General features: G+C 66.6%; 21 protein-coding genes. 7 read left to right on the forward strand and 14 right to left on the reverse strand.

Annotation, left to right across the window (positions count from 1 at the left end):
* Nucleotides 1-10 precede the first annotated feature (10 nt).
* On the reverse strand, nt 11-454 hold the full coding sequence (locus AC5RWO_RS17840; protein ID WP_498732845.1) for an arsenate reductase ArsC: 444 nt from the start codon (nt 452-454) through the stop codon (nt 11-13).
* Complete coding sequence (gene arsB, locus AC5RWO_RS17845; RefSeq protein WP_498732846.1) at nt 438-1580, reverse strand: ACR3 family arsenite efflux transporter; 1143 nt, start codon at nt 1578-1580, stop codon at nt 438-440. Before arsB ends, AC5RWO_RS17840 begins: the two co-directional genes overlap by 17 nt.
* 123 nt (nt 1581-1703) lie before the next feature.
* On the opposite strand from arsB, the gene AC5RWO_RS17850 reads away from it, so the two are divergent.
* Nucleotides 1704-2069, forward strand: a complete 366-nt coding sequence (locus tag AC5RWO_RS17850; protein ID WP_498732847.1) for an ArsR/SmtB family transcription factor — start codon at nt 1704-1706, stop codon at nt 2067-2069.
* A 63-nt stretch (nt 2070-2132) separates the two neighbouring features.
* Here AC5RWO_RS17850 and AC5RWO_RS17855 read toward each other — a convergent pair whose 3' ends face one another.
* Nucleotides 2133-2597: a DUF4190 domain-containing protein gene (locus tag AC5RWO_RS17855; RefSeq protein ID WP_498732848.1), complete on the reverse strand. Its 465-nt coding sequence runs from the start codon at nt 2595-2597 to the stop codon at nt 2133-2135.
* Between the two features lie 175 nt (nt 2598-2772).
* Here AC5RWO_RS17855 and pgm point away from each other — a divergent pair, with 175 nt between their 5' ends.
* Nucleotides 2773-4419 (forward strand): phosphoglucomutase (alpha-D-glucose-1,6-bisphosphate-dependent), encoded by a 1647-nt coding sequence (gene pgm, locus AC5RWO_RS17860; RefSeq protein WP_498732849.1) that lies wholly within the window; start codon nt 2773-2775, stop codon nt 4417-4419.
* A 196-nt stretch (nt 4420-4615) separates the two neighbouring features.
* On the opposite strand, the gene AC5RWO_RS17865 is transcribed toward pgm, so the two are convergent.
* Entirely contained in the window at nt 4616-5245 is a 630-nt protein-coding gene (locus AC5RWO_RS17865; RefSeq protein ID WP_498732850.1) for a malonic semialdehyde reductase, read from the reverse strand.
* A gap of 213 nt (nt 5246-5458) precedes the next feature.
* On the opposite strand from AC5RWO_RS17865, the gene AC5RWO_RS17870 reads away from it, so the two are divergent.
* From AC5RWO_RS17870 to AC5RWO_RS17880, 3 genes are all read left to right on the forward strand, one after another.
* Entirely contained in the window at nt 5459-6787 is a 1329-nt protein-coding gene (locus AC5RWO_RS17870) for a uracil-xanthine permease family protein (RefSeq protein ID WP_498732851.1), read from the forward strand.
* Nucleotides 6788-6886: 99 nt separating this feature from the next.
* A complete protein-coding gene (locus AC5RWO_RS17875) occupies nt 6887-7096 on the forward strand; it encodes a dodecin (RefSeq protein ID WP_074700241.1) in 210 nt (69 codons plus the stop codon).
* Between the two features lie 42 nt (nt 7097-7138).
* A complete protein-coding gene (locus AC5RWO_RS17880; RefSeq protein WP_498732852.1) occupies nt 7139-7546 on the forward strand; it encodes an erythromycin esterase family protein in 408 nt (135 codons plus the stop codon).
* 7 nt (nt 7547-7553) lie between these two features.
* On the opposite strand, the gene AC5RWO_RS17885 is transcribed toward AC5RWO_RS17880, so the two are convergent.
* Nucleotides 7554-8222, reverse strand: a complete 669-nt coding sequence (locus tag AC5RWO_RS17885) for a dienelactone hydrolase family protein (protein ID WP_498732853.1) — start codon at nt 8220-8222, stop codon at nt 7554-7556.
* 125 nt (nt 8223-8347) lie between these two features.
* On the opposite strand from AC5RWO_RS17885, the gene AC5RWO_RS17890 reads away from it, so the two are divergent.
* Entirely contained in the window at nt 8348-8599 is a 252-nt protein-coding gene (locus tag AC5RWO_RS17890) for a hypothetical protein (RefSeq protein WP_074700244.1), read from the forward strand.
* Nucleotides 8600-8610: 11 nt separating this feature from the next.
* Here the strand turns inward: AC5RWO_RS17890 and AC5RWO_RS17895 are convergent, their stop codons facing one another.
* From AC5RWO_RS17895 to AC5RWO_RS17930, 8 genes are all read right to left on the reverse strand, one after another.
* Nucleotides 8611-9729 carry a glycerate kinase gene (locus AC5RWO_RS17895; RefSeq protein ID WP_498732854.1) on the reverse strand — a complete coding sequence of 373 codons (1119 nt, stop codon included), beginning with the start codon at nt 9727-9729 and terminating at the stop codon, nt 8611-8613.
* A complete protein-coding gene (locus AC5RWO_RS17900; protein WP_498732855.1) occupies nt 9726-10538 on the reverse strand; it encodes a glycerophosphodiester phosphodiesterase family protein in 813 nt (270 codons plus the stop codon). The genes AC5RWO_RS17895 and AC5RWO_RS17900 overlap by 4 nt, the downstream gene beginning before the upstream one ends.
* A gap of 13 nt (nt 10539-10551) precedes the next feature.
* Nucleotides 10552-11355, reverse strand: a complete 804-nt coding sequence (locus AC5RWO_RS17905; protein WP_139006410.1) for an HAD family hydrolase — start codon at nt 11353-11355, stop codon at nt 10552-10554.
* A gap of 29 nt (nt 11356-11384) precedes the next feature.
* On the reverse strand, nt 11385-12302 hold the full coding sequence (locus AC5RWO_RS17910; RefSeq protein ID WP_498732856.1) for a carbohydrate kinase family protein: 918 nt from the start codon (nt 12300-12302) through the stop codon (nt 11385-11387).
* Nucleotides 12303-12353: 51 nt separating this feature from the next.
* Complete coding sequence (locus AC5RWO_RS17915; protein WP_498732857.1) at nt 12354-13115, reverse strand: alpha/beta hydrolase family protein; 762 nt, start codon at nt 13113-13115, stop codon at nt 12354-12356.
* A 10-nt stretch (nt 13116-13125) separates the two neighbouring features.
* Entirely contained in the window at nt 13126-14193 is a 1068-nt protein-coding gene (locus tag AC5RWO_RS17920; RefSeq protein ID WP_498732858.1) for a LacI family DNA-binding transcriptional regulator, read from the reverse strand.
* Nucleotides 14194-14295: 102 nt separating this feature from the next.
* Complete coding sequence (locus tag AC5RWO_RS17925; protein WP_498732859.1) at nt 14296-16701, reverse strand: phosphoketolase family protein; 2406 nt, start codon at nt 16699-16701, stop codon at nt 14296-14298.
* Between the two features lie 61 nt (nt 16702-16762).
* Nucleotides 16763-19294: an ATP-dependent DNA ligase gene (locus AC5RWO_RS17930; RefSeq protein WP_498732860.1), complete on the reverse strand. Its 2532-nt coding sequence runs from the start codon at nt 19292-19294 to the stop codon at nt 16763-16765.
* Between the two features lie 69 nt (nt 19295-19363).
* On the opposite strand from AC5RWO_RS17930, the gene ku reads away from it, so the two are divergent.
* The gene (ku, locus tag AC5RWO_RS17935; RefSeq protein WP_498732861.1) at nt 19364-20296 is read left to right on the forward strand and encodes a non-homologous end joining protein Ku; all 933 of its coding nucleotides are present in this window, start codon (nt 19364-19366) and stop codon (nt 20294-20296) included.
* Between the two features lie 69 nt (nt 20297-20365).
* On the opposite strand, the gene AC5RWO_RS17940 is transcribed toward ku, so the two are convergent.
* Nucleotides 20366-20608, reverse strand: a complete 243-nt coding sequence (locus AC5RWO_RS17940) for a DUF2630 family protein (RefSeq protein WP_498637262.1) — start codon at nt 20606-20608, stop codon at nt 20366-20368.
* Between the last annotated feature and the right edge of the window lie 5 nt (nt 20609-20613).

A 20613-nucleotide genomic window follows, 5' to 3' on the forward strand; every position in this document is an offset into this window, starting at 1 on the left:
CGTACCGGAGCTAGTTGGCGTCCGGGTGGGCGGCGGGCAGCAGCTCGCCGATGAGCTTTTCGATGCGGCCCTTGATGTCGTCGCGGATGGGGCGGACGGAGTCCACACCCTTGCCGGCCGGGTCCTCCAGCACCCAGTCTTCGTAGCGCTTGCCCGGGAAGTAGGGGCACTCGTCGCCGCAGCCCATGGTGACAACGACGTCGGAATCCTTGACCGCCTCGGTAGTCAGGACCTTGGGCAGTTCAGCGGAGATGTCGATGCCCTCTTCGCGCATCGCCTCGACGGCAGCAGGGTTCACCTGGTCCGCGGGCTGGGATCCGGCGGAACGGACCTCGATGGCCCCCTTGGCCAGATGGGTCAGGTACGCCGCGGCCATCTGGGAGCGTCCCGCGTTGTGGACGCAGACGAAGAGGACGGACGGCTTTTTGGCGGTGGATTCAGCGCTGGTGGTCATTACTTCGTCTTCCTTCGATCGGTGCTGAGAGTGCGGGGGTGGCTGCGGGCCAGTATTTCTTCTGGGCCCAGAGCGCTACGTAGACCAAGGCCACCAGGACCGGGACCTCGATCAGCGGACCGACGACGCCGGCCAGCGCCTGTCCGGAGGTGACGCCGTAAGTGCCGATCGCTACCGCAATGGCCAGTTCGAAGTTGTTCCCGGCTGCGGTGAACGCCAGCGTGGTGGTCCGTGCGTAGCCCATGTTCAGGAGTTTGCCGATCACCATGCCGGCCCCGAAGACCACGGAGAAGTAGACCAGCAGCGGCAGCGCGATCCGGGCGACGTCCAGCGGATTGGACGTGATCTCGTCGCCCTGCAGGGCGAACAGCAGCACGATCGTGAACAGCAGGCCGTAGAGAGCCCAGGGACCGAGCTTGGGCAGGAACTTGTTCTCGTACCAGTCGCGGCCCTTGGCCTTTTCCCCGATGGTGCGGGTCAGGAAGCCGGCCAGCAGCGGGATGCCCAGGAAGATCAGGACACTTATGGTGATGGCCCAGAAGGAGAATTCGGCGCTGGTGGTGGGCAGTCCCAGCCAGGAGGGCAGCAGGTGCAGGTAGAACCAGCCCAGCGCGCCGAAGGCGATGACCTGGAAGACGGAGTTAATCGCCACCAGCACGGCCGCGGCCTCGCGGTCACCGCAGGCCAGGTCGTTCCAGATCATGACCATGGCGATGCAGCGGGCCAGCCCCACGATGATCAGGCCGGTCCTGTACTCGGGCAGGTCCGGCAGGAAGATCCAGGCCAGCGCGAACATAAATGCCGGGGCCGCGAGCCAGTTGATCACCAGCGAGCTGATCATGAGCTTCTTGTCGGCCATCACGCGGTGGGTTTCGTCGTAGCGAACCTTGGCCAGCACCGGGTACATCATCACCAGCAGCCCGACGGCGATGGGGAGCGAAACATCCGCAACCTGGACCGCGTCCAGCGCGCCGGCCAGGCCCGGGATGAAACGGCCCAGCAGCAAGCCTGCCGCCATGGCGGCGATGATCCAAACGGGCAGGAAGCGGTCAAGAGTGGAAAGACGGGCGGTAACCTGCCCGGTTTCGGGTGTTGCGACGGGGGTGCTCACGTAGCTCCTCGGCATGGGATCTGTTCGGTGCGAGGCCAAGCGTTTGGCACCGCAAACATTGACGGGAATCGATGTGTATCGATACCGAGTATGGAGGTAGATATCGACGAGTGTCAATCTCTGTGCATAATGGATGACATGACTTCCGTTACTGAGTTTGAGTCACCCCGTATCCAAGAGGATCAGGCATCATGCTGCACCCCGGCCGGAGCACCGGTCATGAGTGCCGAGCGCGCCGCCGCGCTGGCGGCGCAGTTCAAGGCAGTTGCGGATCCGAACCGGCTGCGTTTGATCTCGATCATCTCGGCCAGCGTAGGGGCGGAGGCCTGCGTCTGTGACCTCATGGAACCATTGGGCCTGGGCCAGCCAACGGTGTCCCACCACCTGAAGGTTCTGGTCGACGCCGGCATCCTGCATCGGGAGAAGCGGGGCGTCTGGGCCTACTTCTCGCTGGTGCCGGGAGCGTTGGACAATCTGGCCGGAGTGCTGGCCGAACCCAAGTAGCAACGCCGGCAGCGGGAAGTAGCAGCCAGGGGCGGACCGCCCGGGAGACCGGAGCGGGGCGCGTCAGAAACCGCTGCTGGCCGCGCCGATGAACCCGAAGAACAGCAGAATGGCCCAGAGTCCGGCCACCAGATAACCCATCACCAGGCCGCCGATGGCCATCCCGCGTCCGGCGGGCTCTTTGGACAGGCCGATGTGGCCCAGCACGATGGCGGCGATCTGGGGCAGGAAAAGGAAGCCGAAGGTCACCACGCCGACGATCCCGCAGACCAGCGCCCCGATGCTCAAACCCTTGGGCTGAGGCTGCGGCTGGTAATACATCTGCTGGTTGTAGCCGGGCCCGCCGTAAGGGTTGTACTGCGGTGCAGGCTGGGCACCCGGGCCGGGCTGGAAGGCGTAGGGATTCGGGGCGACTTCAGGCGACGACGGCGGGACCGGCGCATTGCCCGCGGCGCCCGGCTCCGTGTACCAGCTCGGGTGTTTGGGATCGTTGAACGGTGGCTGCTGCCCGTGGTCCGTACCTGACATGGTGCTGCTCCCCTTGATCCGCTCCGCTCAGAACAGCCTACCTGCGGGCCGCCTGCCGCTACTAGTTTAGAACTTTGTTGTGGATAACGCGGAGGTAAGCCGTCGCCGTCGTAATCTGATGAATTTCCGGTAACCCAAGTCACTAGTCCGACCCGATGTTTGGCATGCTGGTGCAATGGCAAACCGTGCGGGCACCGTGGCCCAACCCAGCGACCTTGTTGACCTCACCGCGCTGCTCGACGCGTATTTCGACATCAAGCCGGATCCGCGCGATCCGGTCCAGCGCGTGGCCTTCGGCACCTCCGGGCACCGCGGCACCAGCCTCAAGGGCTCCTTCAACGAGGAGCACATCGCCGCCATTACGCAGGCCATCGTCGAATACCGCGCCGGCCAGGGCATCAGCGGGCCGCTGTTTGTCGGCAAGGACACCCATGCGCTCTCCGATCCGGCGCAGAACACCGCCCTCGAGGTCCTCGCCGGCAACGGCGTGACCGTCTGGGTGGATGCGCGGACCGGCTGGACGCCAACGCCGGCCGTCAGCCATGCCATCCTGAAGCACAACGCCGCGCATCCAGACGCCCAGGGCGACGGCATTGTCATCACCCCGTCCCACAATCCCCCGCAGGATGGCGGCTTCAAGTACAACCCGCCACACGGCGGACCCGCCGATTCGGACGCCACCGGCTGGATCGCGAACCGGGCCAACGAGCTGCTCGAATCCGGTCTGCGCGGCGTGAAGCGCATTCCCATCGGCCAGGCCCAGCTCTCCGGCGCCGTGGGCAGCTACGACTTCATGAGCAACTATGTGGAAGACCTGCCGCAGGTGCTGGACCTGGATGCCATCCGCGAGGCCGGCGTGCGGATCGGGGCGGACCCGATGGGCGGCGCGTCCGTGGACTACTGGGGCGCGATCGCAGACCGGCACAACCTGGAACTCACCGTGGTCAACCCGACGGTGGATCCGCAGTGGGCTTTCATGACGCTGGATTGGGATGAAAAGATCCGGATGGACTGCTCCTCGCCGTCCGCCATGGCCTCGCTGATCGCCAAGGTGCGCGACGGCGGTGCCTCCTTTGATATTGCCACCGGCAACGATGCCGATGCGGACCGGCATGGGATTGTCACTCCGGATGCGGGACTGATGAACCCCAACCATTACCTGGCCGTGGCCATCCAGTACCTCTACACACACCGCCCGCAGTGGCCGGCGGAGGCCTCGGTGGGCAAGACGCTGGTCTCCTCCTCGATCATCGACCGCGTGGCGGCGGACCTGGGGCGCAAGCTGGTGGAGGTTCCGGTCGGTTTCAAGTGGTTTGTCCCGGGCCTGCTCTCCGGCGAGGGTGTCTTCGGCGGCGAGGAATCGGCGGGCGCGTCCTTCGTCCGGTTCAACGGCCAGCCCTGGTCGACGGACAAGGACGGCATCCTGCTGGCGCTGCTGGCCTCCGAGATCAAGGCCGTCACGGGCAAGTCGCCGTCCGAAATCTATGGTGAGTTGACCGCGAAGTTCGGGTCGCCGTCGTACGCCCGCATCGACGCCGCCGCGAGCCGGGAGCAGAAGGCGGCACTGGGCAAGCTCTCGGCAGACGACGTCACGGCCACGGAGCTGGCGGGCGAAGCGATCACCGCCAAGCTGACCGAGGCGCCCGGCAACGGAGCGCCGATCGGCGGGCTCAAGGTCACCACCGAGAACGCTTGGTTTGCCGCGCGCCCCTCCGGGACCGAAGACGTCTACAAGATCTACGCGGAGTCCTTCAAGGGCGAAGACCACCTCAAGCAGGTCCAGGCCGAGGCCAAGGCGATTGTCGACGGCGTCATCTCCTAGCCCGGAGCCGGAACCGGGAAGACAAACCTCGAACCCGATTACCCGGGCGCCGACAGGCCTCCGGGAACTGAAACGGGCCTCGTCTGCAATATCGGTGCTGGGCAGCACCGTTTTCGCAGGCGGGGCCCGTCGTCGATGAGTCAGGTTCCTCTCGGGCCCGCTATACCCGTGGATAAGGGTGGCCTTAGGCGGCCGTTTAGACCGTGGCGGTGGCGAACTCGAAGTCGAGGCGGGGCAGGCGCGGGTGCCAGGCGTTCTCGCCCGGCTTGCCGAGATTGACCACCATGAAGGTCCTGCGGTTCAGGCCCTCGTGGAATTCGGCGTCGATACTGGCGGCATCGAATGCGCCCATGGGGCCGGCGGCCAGGCCGACAGCGCGGACGGCCATGATGAAGTAGGCGGCCTGCATGTGGCCGTTGTTGTTGCCCATCACCGCGCGGAGTTCTTCGTTGCCGTCGAACATGGCCTTGCGCTCGGCCGCGTGTGGGAAGAGCGCGGGGAACTGCTCGTGCCATTCGGTGTCGAAGCTCAGCACGGCTACCATCGGAGCCGCGGCGGTCTTGGCCTGGTTGCCCTCCGCCATGTGCCTGACCAGCCGCTCACGCGCTGCGGCGGAACGGACCCAGGTGATGCGCAGCGGCTGGATGTTCATGGACGTGGGGCCCATTTTCGCCAGCTCGTAGATGGCGCGCAACTGCTCGTCGGTGACCGGTTCGTCCGTGAAGGTGTTGGCTGTGCGTCCCTCGAGGAACAGTGCGTCGGTGGCAGCGACATCGAGGACCAGTTCGTCCTGAAGGTTGATTTCGGCAGTGCTCTGGGCGCTCATGGGGACCTTTCGGTAGGGATGCGGCGTTCACAGGTGCCAACGCATTTTCGGCGCTGAACCCTCCACCCCCTGACATGATCTGCGTCACGATCATGGCCGCACTGCGGCCAAGGCGTCAGCAAACCCGTGTGAGCAGCTGCGCCGCGGAAGCCCGGTATCGCTGCTGGCGGTAAAGTTTGCTCAGAAAATCCCCTTATCTGCAGGAGACTCGCCATGGGTACGCTCGGTTCCACCAAACTCGGCCTCGGCTGGACGATGCACGGCGATGGCAAGCGCATCGGACCGGGGTCCGTAGTCTCTCCGCAGGAGCGGTTGAGCTGGCCGCGGACCATCGGCATCGGCGCCCAACATGTGGTGGCGATGTTCGGCGCGACTTTCCTGGTTCCGCTGCTCACCGGTTTTCCGCCGTCGACCACCCTGCTGTTCTCCGGCGTCGGCACGATCCTGTTCCTGCTCATCACCGCCGGCCGCGTCCCGAGCTACCTCGGCTCAAGCTTCGCCTTCATCGCCCCGATCGGCGCGGCGATGAACCAGCACGGCATGGGCGGTGCCCTGGGCGGCCTCGTCATGGCGGGCGCCGTGCTCTTCGTCGTCGGCCTGATTGTGCACAAGGCCGGCACGCACTGGATCCAGGTGGTCATGCCGCCCGTGGTCACCGGTTCGATCGTGGCGCTCATCGGTCTAAACCTGGCCCCGACCGCCAAACTGAACTTCGAGCAGGGCGCCGTCACCGGGCTGGTCACCGTGGCCGCCATCCTGCTGACCACAGTCCTCTTCCGCGGCCTGCTGGGACGGCTGTCCATCCTGATCGGCGTCCTGGCGGGCTATGTCACGGCGATCTTCCGCGGCGAGGTGGACTTCTCAACAATTAACGACGCCGCGTGGTTCGGCCTGCCGCCCTTTCACGCACCCGAGTTCCACCTTTCCGTCGTCGGGCTCTTCATCCCCGTGGTGCTGGTGCTGGTTGCCGAAAACATCGGCCACGTGAAGTCGGTGGCCGCGATGACCGGGCAGGATCTGGACCCTTACACCGGGCGCGCGCTGATGGCTGACGGCCTGGCCACGGTCCTGGCCGGTTCCGGCGGCGGTTCCGGAACCACCACGTACGCGGAAAACATCGGCGTCATGGCTGCCTCGAAGGTCTACTCCACCGCCGCGTACTGGGTGGCCGGTGTCATCGCGGTGCTGCTGAGCCTGTTCCCCAAGTTCGGCGCGGCCATTGCAACTGTGCCGCCGGGAGTGCTGGGCGGGGCGGGCGTGGTGCTGTACGGCATGATCGGCATCCTGGGTGTGCGCATCTGGGTGCAGAACAGGGTGAACTTCGCCAACCCCATCAACCTCTCCGTCGCCGGCGTCTCGCTGGTGGTCGGCATCGCCAACTTCACCTGGAGCATCGGCGCACTGACCTTCGAGGGCATTGCCCTGGGCACGGGCGCCGCGCTGCTGATCTTCCACGGCATGAGCGCGATCGCCCGGTGGCGCGGCACCGAACCGCTGGACTCGGCCGAGGATTCCGGGGTAAAACCGTCCAAGCTCGGCTGACGATGCGGCCGGCACCCTAGACCGATTCCGGCAAGACGACTAGCGTTGCAGACATCGCGCCTCAGGGTCCGGTCCTGGGGCCATCTTCAAGGAGGAAGCATGGCCAACCACGTCTACAACGTCACCGAAATCGTCGGCACGTCCCCGGACAGCATGGAAAAGGCAGTTGCCAATGCCGTCGCGGAGGCGTCCAAGACGCTACGCAATCTGGACTGGTTCGAGGTCAAGGAAACACGCGGCCACCTGAAAGACGGCGCCATTGCGGACTGGCAGGTCACCATCAAACTGGGCTTCCGGCACGAAGGCTGAGACCACCTCCGCCGGCAGCACGGGCGGACCCTAGGATTCGACATGACGGACCATTCCGCACAGATCCAGCACCAGGCGCTGCCGCTGCGTGCCGAAGCAGACCTGGATCCGTTGCTGGAGCGGATCGGCGACGCACGCTACGTACTCATCGGCGAAGCCTCACACGGCACCCATGAGTACTACGCCTGGCGTGCGTCGCTGACCCGCCGCCTGATCCAGGAGCGGGGCTTTTCCTTTGTCGGGGTCGAGGGCGACTGGCCGGACTGTTACGCCGTCAACAACGCGGTGACCCTCGCACCCGGTGCGCCGGAAGATCCCGAGGACGTGCTTGCACGGCTTCGACCGCTGGCCCACCTGGATGTGGTCTTCGATGAAACGACGGCGCTTGACCCATTGCATGGCGTCCACGCGCACGGCGGCGAAATGGAAACGTGGCCGGCCAATACCTGAAATCCGCCTAGGCCGGAGCCGCCTGTGCTGGGCCGGTCTGCAGTGTCCGGCTGAACCAGGCGGCGGCCTGGCGGGCGACTTCCTCCAGCGTCCCCCGTTCGGAGAAGAGGTGCGTTGCGCCCGGGATGATGGACAATTGGTGCTCCGCCGGCAGTCGCGCGGCTGCCTGTTCGTTGTAGGCGATGACCTGCTCATCGAGCGAGCCGACCAGCAGCAGGGTCGGGGCGCGCACTCCGGACAGCGCTTCGGCGGCCAGATCCGGCCGTCCGCCGCGGGACACCACCGAACGTACGACGCCGGGACGCGCCGCCGCCGTGCCGAGCGCAGCTGCAGCGCCGGTGCTGGCGCCGAACAACCCCACGGGCAGGCCTGCCAATTGGGGACGGGCTGCCACCTCGTCCACCACCGCGGTCAGCCGGTCCGTCAGGAACCCAATGTCGAAGCGCAGGGACGCATCCACGGCATCGCGCCGTTCCTCCTGGGAGGTCAGCAGGTCGAAGAGGAGCGTGCCCAGGCCCGCCTGCTGCAGCTCCTTGGCCACCAGGATGTTGCGCGGGCTGCGGCGGCTGCTGCCGCTGCCGTGGGCGAAAACCACCATCCCCCTGGTACCGGCGGGCAGGTGCAGATCCGCATCCAGCCCCGGTCCCCCGGGCAGCACGACGATCTGTTCGTCCATGTATCCAGCATGCCAAACCGGCGGCGGCGACACACTGGCCTGCCCACAGAATTTTTTAGCCCGTAGCACCCGCGGGGAACGCGGAAGCCATTGTGCCCTTTCGGCAGCGGTGGTTGGCTGGAATCATGACCCAGATACCAGAAGAGAACCTCCCCGAGGACGAGCACCTGCGTCAGGACATCAACGCCGCGGAGCCCGAACGCGAATCCGCTGCCGAGTTCGACGGCGACACCTTCACCTCCGGTCTGACCAACGCCGGCCAGCGGGTTCCCGGGCTGAGTCCGGACGGCGAGTACGAGGCCCGGCAGGATCCGGAGCGTGAGGACGACCCGGGCCAGGACGGCTTCCTCCCGCCGGAACCCGTCCCCGAGGATTGACGCCCTGCTGCCTACGCTCCCTCGAGTGCCTGCTGCGTACCCCAGGTGACGTACTTGGCCGCCTGTGCGAAGGCTTCTTCCGGCGTGCGGGCAAGGTCCAGCAGGCTGATGGCGGCCTCCACTCCGTGCGCGGCCAGCTGCTCCGGCGTCAGGGTGATTTTCCCGGCAACAACGACGGCGGGAATTCCCCTCTGGTGCGCACGGTCGGCGATGCCCATGGGCGCCTTGCCGTATTCCGACTGCTCGTCCATGGACCCCTCGCCGGTGATCACCAGGTCCGCGCCCTCCAGGGCAGCATCGAGACCGGTCAGTTCGGCCACCAGGTCAAAGCCGCGCTCCAGCCGTGCCTTGGTCAGGCCGAGGAAGCCCGCCGGGAAGCCGCCCGCAGCACCGGCTCCGGGAACATTGACCTCGGCCCCGGTCTCCTGCCGCAGCAGTTCCGCCCACCGCTGCAGTCCTTCATCCAGGAGCTGCCGGCCCGTGGCGTCCGCACCCTTCTGCTGGCCGAAGACATGCGCGGCACCTTCCGGACCATGCAACGGGTTGTCCACATCCGCGGCAATCCGCACAGTCACCGAGGCCAGCCGTGCGTCCAGGCCGGAGGCATCGATCCGGTGTGCCGTGGCCAGGCCGGCCCCGCCGAGCGGAACCTGCGCCCCGCCGTCGTAAATCTTCAGACCCAGCGCGCACAGGGCACCGGAGCCGCCGTCCGTCATCGCGGAACCGCCGATGCCGAGCACAATTTCCTCCGCGCCAGCATCGAGGGCCGCGGCGATCAGCTGCCCGCTGCCGTAGGAATGCGCCGCCAGCGCGGTCTGCACGGAGGGCTCGGCGAGCAGCAGCCCGGAGGCCCGGGCGGTCTCGATCACTGCGGTTTTGATACCGCCCCGGTCAAGCATGGCCCAGGAGGCGGTGACCTCGCGGTCCAGCGGTCCGCGGACCCGGCTGGTGTGTTCCTGGGCGCCGGCGGCCAGCGCGGCTTCCAACGTCCCCTCGCCGCCGTCCGCCACCGGCAGCGTCCGCACCTCGGCATCCGGGTAGACGCGCAGCACTCCCTCCGCCATCGCCTGGGCTGCCTCCGCCGCGGACAGCGTGCCCTTGAACTTATCCGGTGCCACCAAAACCTTCATGCCTGCTCCCTCTGCGGCCAGAAACCGCGTTCGTCCATCACCTGTGCCAGTACATCGGCCCGGTCCGTCATGATTCCGTCCACGCCGAGATCCAGCAGCCGGTTCATCTCATCACGCTCATTGATCGTCCACACGTGCACGTGCAGCCCGGCCGCATGGCAGCGCCGCACGAAGGCCGGTGTGACCACGCGGAACCGCCCGTAGGCTACCGGCACCTGCACGGCATGCATCCGCGCCGCGCGGCCCACCGCCCGGGTCAGCCCCACGCGGCCCAGCCCCACCAGTGCACTCAACGATACGATGCCGCCGGAACTGGCCGCGGGCAAGGTCAGACCGCGGAAAACACCGAGGCGCCGCCGGTCCGAGAAGGACGTGACGAGGATGCGGTCGTGGGCCTTGTACTGCTCGATCAGCCGTGCCAGCAGCGGGCCGCCGGCGCGGTCCTTCACGTCCACGTTGATCTTCAGGTCCGGCCACTCGCGCAGGAGTTCCTCCATGGTGGGGATCGGCTCGGCGCCGCCGATGCGGACTTGCCGCAGCTGGGAACGGGTGTGCTCGGCGATCGGCCCCGAACCGTCCGTGACCCGGTCCAGGCTCTCGTCGTGGAAAACCATCAGTTCGCCGTCGGCGGTGGTACGTACGTCGGTTTCCACATACCCGTAGCCCAGCTCGATGGCAGCGCGGAAGGCGGCCAGCGAGTTCTCATGGCCGGCCGGTGAGAAGCCGCGGTGTGCAAAGGCTACCGGCCAGGGTTCGGCACCGGCCGCGGCCCCGAACACATTACGCAGATACGGGTAGTCACTGCTCACCTTCCGGCTCCGCCTACAGCTCGGCGAGCCGGGCTTCGAGAATCTGGGCCACGCCGTCGTCGGCGAAAGCCGGGGCCTGGTAGCGTGCAGCTCCGATCGCTTCAGGGTGGCCCGATGCCATGGCGTACCCGTGGCCGGCCCACTCGAGCATCTCGATGTCATTGGGCATATCGCCGAAAGCAACCACGTCCTGCGGGTCGATGTTCAGCGACGAGGCATAGCCCGCCAGCGTCACGGCCTTGTTGATGCCCGGCTGCGCCATCTCCAGCAGAGCCACGGTAGGCGCCGAATGGGTCACCGCCACCAGATGGGACACCGCATCCTGCACCTCGGCCAGGAACGCATCCGGATCCAGGTCCCGGCCGCGCGCCAGGAACTTCACCACCGCATCCCGTTCCGTCAGGGACTGCTCCAGCAGCATCGGCTCAATTCCGTCCAGCAGCTCCACGGACCCCTGCTCCACGAAGCCCGGTTCCAGCTGGAATCCGAAGGTGGTTTCGGCCGCGAAAGTAGCGCGCGGATGCAGCCGCAGAATGATCTCACGGGCCTGGAAGATGTTGGTGTGCGGCAGCGTTTTGGCCGAGATGACCTCGCTGCGCACCAGGTCGTAGACCACCGCGCCATTGGAACAGATCACGGTGCCTTCGTGGCCGATCTGCTCGCGCAGCGGATCCAGCCACCGCGGCGGACGGCCGGTGACAAAGACAATTTCGACGCCGGCAGCAGCCGCGTCCTTGAACGCCCGGACTGTGCGGGCGCTGATTTTCCCGTCCCGGCCAATGATGGTCCCGTCCAGATCACTGGCAATCAAGCGCATACAGCCCAGTCTATGCGTCACCCGATGATTCAGCGGGCAAGTTCGTTCCGGCTGGGGGGATTGGCACCGGCGCGTGAAACCGTGACGGCGGCAGCACTGGCCGCGAAGTCCAGGATCTCCCGCAGAACATCGGCAGACAGGTTCTGCAAGTGCTCGCGGCTCCGGGAACCGGCCAGCCCGCGCTCCATCAGGGCCGCCAGCAGCGCCGCCATGAAGGAGTCCCCCGCGCCGACCGAATCCACCACCTCGACCTCGGGCACCGGGGATTCGGCCGCGCCGTCGCGCACCACGCCCCACGGTCCCAGGGCTCCCTTGGTCACCACGACAATGCCCGGTCCGCGGGACAGCCATTCACGCGCCGATTCCTCCACCGGACGATCCGGGTAGAGCCACCGGAGGTCTTCCTCGGAGGCCTTGACCAGATCGGCCAGCGCCACGAATTTCTCGGCCTGCCGGCGGGCGAAGTCCCGGTCGGTGATCAGGGTGGGCCGGCAGTTCGGGTCATAACTGATCAGGGCCCGCGGATGCGCGCGCTGGACCGTGGCCAGCACAGTGTGCGCCCCGGGCTCGAGCATGGCGGCGATCGAACCGGTGTGCAGCCAGAGCGTTTCCTCGAGCAACCTCGGCAGGGCCGTCTCCAGCGGCGGCAGTTCCCACAACAGGTCGAACGTGTAGTGCGCGGCGCCGGTCCGGTCCAGCGTCGCCTTGGCAACGCTGGTCGGCCCACCATCGGCGCCGAGCGGCGTGAGTACCGAATTGGAGCGCAGGTGGTGGAGGATCCGGGCGCCATGGTCATCGCGGCCGTACCGCCCAACGAACTGTACCGGCTGGCCCAGCCGCGCCAGCCCCACCGCGACGTTCAGCGGGCTGCCGCCTACGTGGACACGCTCAGCAGAAGTATCGCTTGAAACAACGTCGACCAGGGCCTCACCGATAACTGTCAGCACAGTGTCAACGTAGCAGAGCGCGCCGGTCCGCGGCAGGGGTGGGGCCGGGCATTACCCCAAGGTCTGAAGCACGGCGCGGATCTTTTCGAAGGCCACCGAAGCCGGGTCGATGATGTCAAAGTGGTCCCCGGAAACCCTGACGAGTTCCGCGCGGCCGCCAACTGCCCGGGCCGCGGCCACATAGTTTTCGGACAAGGCCACCGGCACGGCGTCGTCGGCCTCCGAGTGGAACGCGTAGACCGGGACGGCCAGCGGGACCTGCTGGAGGGGATCGGCCCGGCGGAACCGCTGCGGATCATCGTCCGGGCCGCAGCCCAGGAAGTTTTCCACTGCCTGATCGCTCAGGCCCAGTTCCCATGCCCGCCGCAGGTCCAGCACACCGGCCTGGCTCAGCACCGCGGAAATTCGGACCGCCGGATCCGCTCCGGGCACGCCGGCGGGCAATGCCGCGCGGCCGCCCGCCCAGACGGCCAGGTGTCCGCCGGCCGAATGTCCCAGCGCCACCACGTTCTCCACCGGCAGCGCCAGCCGGGCACCCAGCTCGGCGAGCAGATCGATGCCGGCCGCCACGTCGTCGAACGTTTCGGGCCAGCCGCCGCCGTTGCCGGCGCGGCGGTATTCGAGGTTCCAGCACACGTAGCCGCGCGAGGCCAGGTCGCGGGCCGCCGGCTCGCCCAAGGCCAGACCATAGCGGGAACGCCAGTAGCCCCCGTGGATAATAACCACGACGGCGTCATGTGTGCGCTGCGCGGGCAGGTACAACTGGCCGTACTGGCTGGAATCCGGTCCGTAGCTGTAGCTGGTGCAGTCCATAGGCAGGACTCTAAGTGGCGGCCGTGGTGCTCACAACTCCGTTGTCTCCGTTGCCCGACTCGGCGTCCTGCCGCTGCGTAGTCCCGCGGAAGCGCATCTTCCACGGCACCGGAACCTTGCGGCCTTGTTCGCCGGCTTCGCCCTTCAGCCGGGCCAGCAGCAGATCCACCGCCAGGTGCTCGGTAGGATCCGGGCCCACCGTGCTCAGGGCCGGGTCCGAGTTCTTCCCCAGCTGCGAATTCTCCACGCCGATAATCTCCAGCTGGTCCGGGATTTCCAGACCCTTCCAGGTAGCCGCCCCCGAGACGCACAGTGCCTCAAGATCAGCCGTGGTGAAGAATGCGGTGGGCGGTTCGGGCAGCGAGAGCAGTTCCAGCGCGCTTTGGAAGGCTGTGCGCCAGGACCCGCCCGAGGCACGGACCAGCGAGTCATCGAGCTGCACGCCGTTCTGTGCCAGGGCGGTCCGGAACAGTTCCAGCCGCGTGCCGCGCGGACCCGGGGCCGAGGTTCCCCGGTGGATCACGCCGATCCGTTCATGCCGGCCGCCCAGGTACTCGGCTGCCTCGGCAATCCCGCCGGCGGCGTCCACCGAGAGCACATCGAAGCCCTGCGGCTCGAGGAACTGGGACACCACCACCTGGGCCACGCCGCGTTTGGCGAGGTCCAGGATGGTCCGGGTTTCGTCCTCGGTTTCGGTGCTGAAACCGAGAATCACGCCGTCGGCGCCGCCGGAGAGCATGAAGTTCCGCCAGGCCTCCTGCCCCAGCAGGATCACCACCCGGTAGCCGTGGGCCGGCAGGATCCGGTTGGCTGTTTCCGCCAGGGCGCGGTCCCACGGCGACTCCATGTTCTCGATGACCACGGCAATTGTGTCCGTGCGCCCGCGGCGCATACCGCGTGCCGCACTGTTGGCCACATAACCCAGTTCCTTGGCCGCCTCGAGGACACGCTCTTTGGTGGGTTCGCTGATCCGTGTTGACCCGCCGCTGCGGCCGGACAGCACATATGACACTGTCGCCAGTGATACGCCGGCCTTTTCCGCGACATCGCGGATAGTCGGCTTAAATAGACTCCCCATGGTCCGTCTGCCTTCTCCCCCAACAGAATTTAATCCCCTGGCTAACAGCGTAGCCATTCATGGTTCATTTGACAGGGGTAAGGCTACGGAAACCTTTAACAATTATTGGGCCGGCAGCATCCACTCGCTGATGGCGTCCGGGTCCTCGCCGAATTCGCGGGTGTGCCGCAGCGACTGCATGCGCAGATCCTGCAGCTGCTGGCGCAGTCCGGTGCGGGATGAGCCCAGGGAAGGCACCCGGTCGATGACGTCGATGGCCAGCTGGTAGCGGTCGATCCGGTTCATCATGGCCATGTCGAACGGCGTGGTGGTGGTTCCTTCCTCGACGTAGCCGCGGACGTGCAGATTGCCATGGTTGGTGCGCCGGTACGTCAGCCGGTGGAGCAGCCAGGGGTAGCCGTGGTACGCGAAGATGATGGGCTTGTCGGTTGTGAACAGCCGGTCGAAATCCCGGTGCTCCAGGCCGTGCGGATGTTCCTTGGCATCCTGCAGGCGCATCAGGTCCACCACGTTGACCAGCCGTACCTTCAGCTCCTGTATCTGTTCGCGCAGCAGCGCGGCCGCAGCCACGGCCTCCACGGTAGGCACGTCGCCAGCGCAGCCGAGGACCACGTCCGGTTCCTCGCCCGGACGCTCGCTGCCCGCGAAGTCCCAAACCCCGATCCCGCGTTCGCAGTGGTTCCGGGCATCCTCCGGGCCCAGCCAGGTCAGCGACGGCTGCTTCCCGCAGACAATGACATTGACGTAGTCGCGGGAGCGCAGGCAGTGCTCGGTGATGGCGAGCAGCGTGTTGGCATCCGGCGGCAGGTAGACCCGGACCACCTCGGGCTTCTTGTTCATCACGTGGTCGATGAAGCCCGGATCCTGATGCGAAAAGCCGTTGTGGTCCTGCTGCCAGACGTGCGAGGACAGCAGGTAGTTCAGCGATGCGACCGGCTGCCGCCAGGGCAGTTCACGGTGCACCTGAAGCCACTTGGCATGTTGGTTGAACATGGAATCGACAATGTGCACGAACGCTTCGTAGCAGTTGAACACGCCGTGCCGCCCGGTCAGCAGGTAACCCTCGAGCCAGCCCTGGCAGAGGTTTTCGCTGAGCACTTCCATCACCCGGCCGGCCCGGCCCAGATGCTCGTCCACCTCGTCGAGCCGCTGTTGCCAGACCTTGTCCGTGGCCTCGTAGACGTCCTGCAACCGGTTCGAGGCGGTCTCGTCCGGGCCGAAGATCCGGAAGTTCTCCGGATTCAGCCGCACCACTTCGCGCAGCCACGACCCCAGATTCTTCATCGGGCTCACGCGCTCGGTTCCCGGCTGATTAACGACGACGGCGTGCCCACCGTAAGCGGGCAGCTTCAGGTCCTGCAGGAGCCGGCCGCCGTTGGCATAGGCCGTGGCGCTCATCCGCTTGTCGCCCTGCGGCGCGAGGCCGGCGATTTCCGCACGCAGCCGGCCCTCGCCGTCGAAAAGCTCATCCGGCCGGTAGGACTGCAGCCAGCGCTGCAGCTGGACCAGGTGGTCGGGGTTGGTCCGGACCTCGGACAGCGGCACCTGGTGCGCCCGCCAGGTCCCCTCCACCGGTTTGCCGTCCACCTCTTCGGGCCCGGTCCAGCCCTTGGGCGACCGCAGCACGATCATCGGCCAGCGCGGGGCGAATTCCGACGGCGCTGCCTGCTCCGACCGGTGCTGCTCCTGGATCTGCCGGATGCTGCCCAGGGCCTGCTCGAGGGCGTGCGCGAATTCCTCGTGGGCGCGCACCGTGTCCCGCGGATCCTGCACGGTGACGAAGATCGGCTCGTACCCGTAGCCGGTCAGCAGCGCGGCCAGCTGCTCCTGCGGCATCCGCGCCAACACGGTGGGATTGGCAATCTTGTACCCGTTCAGGTGCAGGATGGGCAGCACCGCGCCGTCCTGCACCGGGTCGAGGAACGAGCTCGAGTGCCAGCTGGTGGCCAGCGTCCCGGTTTCCGCTTCGCCGTCGCCGATGACGCAGGCCGCGATCAGCTGCGGATTATCGAACACGGCGCCGAAGGCGTGGGCCAGGGAGTAGCCGAGCTCCCCGCCTTCATTGATGGAGCCGGGGGTTTCCGGCGCCGCATGACTGGGAATGCCGCCCGGGTAGGAGAACTGCTTGAACAGTTCCCGCAGTCCGTCCTCGTCCTTCCCCACGTGGGTATAGATCTCCGAGTAGGTCCCCTCCAGCCAGGCGTTCGCCACGTTGGCCGGGCCGCCGTGGCCGGGACCGGTGACGAAAAGGATGTCCTGGTCCTGTTCGACGATCACGCGGTTCAGATGGGCGTAGATGAAGTTGAGCCCCGGCGTCGTGCCCCAGTGCCCGAGCAGCCGCGCCTTCACGTCCTCCGGTTCCAGCGGCCGGCGCAGCAGCGGGTTGTCGCGCAGGTAGATCTGCCCGGCGGAGAGGTAGTTGGCCGCGCGCCACCACAGCTCCACGCCGTCAAGGCTGCGCTGGTCCGCGCCCGGGTTGGTGGTCAGCACTGTGTTGTTCTCAGTCATGGAGCCTCCTCGGGGCGGTGGTGCCGGGCGGTGTCATCGCGACGGTGGTGCGGGCGTTGGATCAGACCTCGACCACGACGTCGGATGGTTTCTTGTCCGGGCGGAAACCGCGCCAGACGGGATGGCGCAGCTTTCCGGCTTCCGTCCGTTCGCTGAACTGCACCTCGCCCACCAGGGCTGGCCGGACCCAGTGCGCATCCGAGGCGTCGGCGGCGGGAACGTCGTCCAGTGGCGGGGTCTTGCGGGCCATCTTCTTCAGGCGCGCCCCCACGGCCGCCAGGTCCCGCTCGGTCAGGCCGGAGCCGACGCGGCCAAGGTAGCGCAGGTCCGCGCCGTCCGGAATGGCCACCAGCAGCGAGCCGATCTTGCGTTCCCGGCTGCCCTTGCCGGGCCGCCAGCCCACGATGACCACTTCCTGCGTCAACTGGTTCTTGATCTTGATCCAACTCCTTGAGCGCTGTCCGTCCGCGTATGTACTGTCTACCCGTTTGGCCATCACACCTTCAAGGCCGAGTTCCTTGCTGGTGTCCACGGCGTCCTGCAGCGAGGTGTCCAGGTCCGGCGGCACCTGGATATGGCCGTCGCCGCCGGCGTCCACGGCTTGTGCCAGTATCTCGCGGCGCTGGCAGTATTCCAGCGGCAGCAGCGATTTGCCGTCGAGCTGCAGCAGGTCGAAAAGCATCAGGTGGACCGGGGTCCGCGCCGCGGCCTGGTCGATCTCGCGCTTCTTGGTCAGCTTCATCCGGGTCTGCAGGAGGCCGAAGTCCGGGCGGCCCGCCTTATTAAGGGCCACGATCTCCCCGTCCAGCACTGCCGTCTCCGCGTGCACCCGGTCAGGCAGGTCCGCCAGTTCGGGGTAGCCGGCGGTCAGGTCGTTGCCGTTGCGGCTGATCAGCCGGACGCCGCGGTCCTCGATGATGGCGATGGCACGGATGCCGTCCCACTTCATCTCGAACGCCCACTGGTGTTCAGCGGTGATGTCCGCCGCGGAGCCCTGCGTTGCCAGCATCGGCTTAATGAACGCCGGCTCGACCTCCTTGGCCAGGTCATCGCTCTGGCGCTCGTGCGGCGTGCCTTTCCGGTAGGTCCCCGGCTTCTGGTCCTTCATCAGGTGCATCAGCCAGTTGTTCTCGCCCTTTTCCCCGCCGGTGTGGATCAGGGCATAGCGCCGCGGCGCCTCCGGTCCGCCGTCTTTGCTGAGCCCGCCGCCCTCCTTGCCGTGCAGGGTGACGATGACCTCCTTGCCGTCCCGCCACTTCTCCAGGTCATAGGTGCCCGAATCCCAGATGTAGACCTCGCCGGCGCCGTACTCGCCTTTCGCAATGGTGCCTTCGAAGCTGCCGTATTCCAGCGGGTGGTCCTCGGTCTGGACGGCCAGGTGGTTCTTGCCCGGGCTGGTGGGGGGCCCCTTCGGCACGGCCCAGGACACCAGGACCCCTTCGCGCTCGAGCCGGAAGTCGTAGTGCAGCCGCCGGGCGTGGTGCTCCTGGATGACAAAGGTGTTGCCGCCGCGGTCCACAGGCGGAGCCTCCGGGACGGGTTCCGCCGTTTTGGCCGGGTCGCGCATGGAACGGTATTTGGTGAGCCGGTCGGAACCGTGAGCCGCCCCGGATCGGCGCGCACCGCCGTCGTTGTTTGCCTGGTCCTCCCCGGCTTCCTCCACGGCCTCGGCCAGTGATTCCTCGTCAGCGGTCCCGGAACCCATGCCTTCGAGCAAGTCCCCCAGCTCGCCGACACGCTCGAGCACCTCCAGATAGTCCAGGTGCGCCAGGTCCGGGTCGTCGAGTTCCTCCCATGTGCGCGGCGCGGCCACCATCGGATGGGCGCGCCCGCGCAGCGAATAGGGGGTGATGGTGGTCTTGTTCCAGTGGTTCTGGCTCCAGTCCAGCAGGACCTTGCCCCTGCGCAGCGTCTTTTTCATGTCGCTGACCACCAGGTCCTTGTGGTCAGCCTCCAGCACCCGCGCCAGTTCATGCGCGACGGCGGACACCTCCTCCGAGGTCTGTTTCCCGTCCAGCGCGGCGTACAGGTGGATGCCCTTGGAGCCGCTGGTGACCGGCCGCGGATCCAGCCCCATCCCGGTCAGCACCGCCCGGACCAGCCGCGCCACCTCGGCGCATTCGGCCAGTCCGGCGCCCTCCCCCGGGTCCAGGTCCAGTACCAGACGGTCCGGATTGTTGATCTTGCCCCGCCGCCCGAACTTCCACTGCGGAACGTGGATCTCCAGCGCCGAGATCTGCGCCAGCCAGGTGAGCGTGGCCAGATCATTGACCATGGGGTACACGTTGGTCCCGCTCTTGTGCTCGATCGCGTGGCTCTTGACCCAGGACGGGGCGTGTTCCTCCAGGTTCTTTTGGAAGAACACCTCCCCCGGTTTGTCCGCCGTACCCACCCCGTTGACCCAGCGCTTGCGGGTGACCGGCCGGTGTGCGGCGTGCGGAATCAGGTAGTCCGCGATCCGCGAGTAATAGTCCAGAACTTCGGCCTTGGTGGTGCCGGTTTCGGGGTAAATCACCTTGTCCAGGCTCGTCAGCTTCAGCCGGTGTCCGTCCACCGTGACCAGCTGGCGCTGGCTGGAGCTTGTCTGGGCCATAGGGTTAGTCTCGCCAATATTGTGGCCGATGGCTAGTAATTGCCAGCATGCTTGGTGTTGTATTGATCCATGAGAGCCATCTGGAAAGGGGCTGTCGCTTTCGGCCTGGTCAACGTCCCGGTCAAGCTTTACAGCGCCACGGAAGACCATGACATCAAGCTGCACCAGGTCCACGAAAAGGACGGCGGGCGGATCCGGTACCAGCGCCGCTGCGAGGTGTGCGGGGAGATCGTCGAGTACAAGGACATCGACAAGGCGTACGACGACGGCGAGCAGACCGTGGTGCTCACGGACGAGGACCTCGACTCGCTGCCGGTGGAGAAGAACCGCGAGATCGACGTGGTGGAGTTTGTCCCCAGCGACCAGATCGACCCGATCATGTTCGACCGCAGCTATTACCTGGAGCCGGATTCCAAATCGACCAAGGCCTATGTGCTGCTGCGCCGGACGCTGGAAGACACGGACCGGACCGCGGTGGTGAAGTTCGCGCTGCGGCAGAAAACCCGCTTGGCCGCGCTGCGCGTCCGCGGCGATGTGCTGATGCTGCAGACGCTGCTCTGGGAGGACGAGGTCCGCGAGGCCGCGTTCCCCGCGCTCGAAGAAGACGTGCGCGTTTCCGCGAAGGAACGCGAAATGTCCGCGGCGCTGGTGGAATCCTTCTCCAGCGACTTCAAGCCCGAGGACTTCACGGACGAGTACCAGGAGCAGTTGCGCACGCTCATCGAGGCCAAGCTCGAGCAGGGCGAAACTCTGGACACCGAGGCTACCTTCGGCGAAGAGGGCGAGGAAGAAGGCGGCAAGGTCCTGGACCTGATGGAGGCCCTGCGCCGCAGCGTCGAGAAGAACCGCGAAGGCAAGAAGTCGGCGGAATCCAAGCCTAAGGCCGCCGCCAAGTCCGCCTCAAAGTCTTCGGCCAAATCGGAGGACACCAAGGAAAAACCGGCCGCGAAGTCCGCCTCCAAGACGTCCTCGGCGAAAACCAAGGCGAAAAAGGGCGCCTAGCAAGAAGCTAACGACGCCGGCACCTGGGTTCCGTTGCTGCGGAACTCAGGTGCCGGCGTCGTACGTTCCCTACTGGCGGTAACCCTCCACTTCCTCGACCGGGCGGGCCTGAGCCTCATCGGGGTCTTCGCCGGCACGGCGCTTGGCCCGGCGCTGGCGGAGCAGGTCCCAGCACTGGTCCAGCTGTTCTTCCAGCCGCGCCAGCTCCCTTGCCCGCGCCTCTGCCTGCTCGTTGTCCACGGTGCCGCCCTCGCGGAGCTGCTGCTCCTCTTCGATGAGCTCTTCGATCCGGCGGTGGATTTCCTGGTCCATGTCCG

The organism is Arthrobacter sp. B055-34, assembly GCF_059090425.1.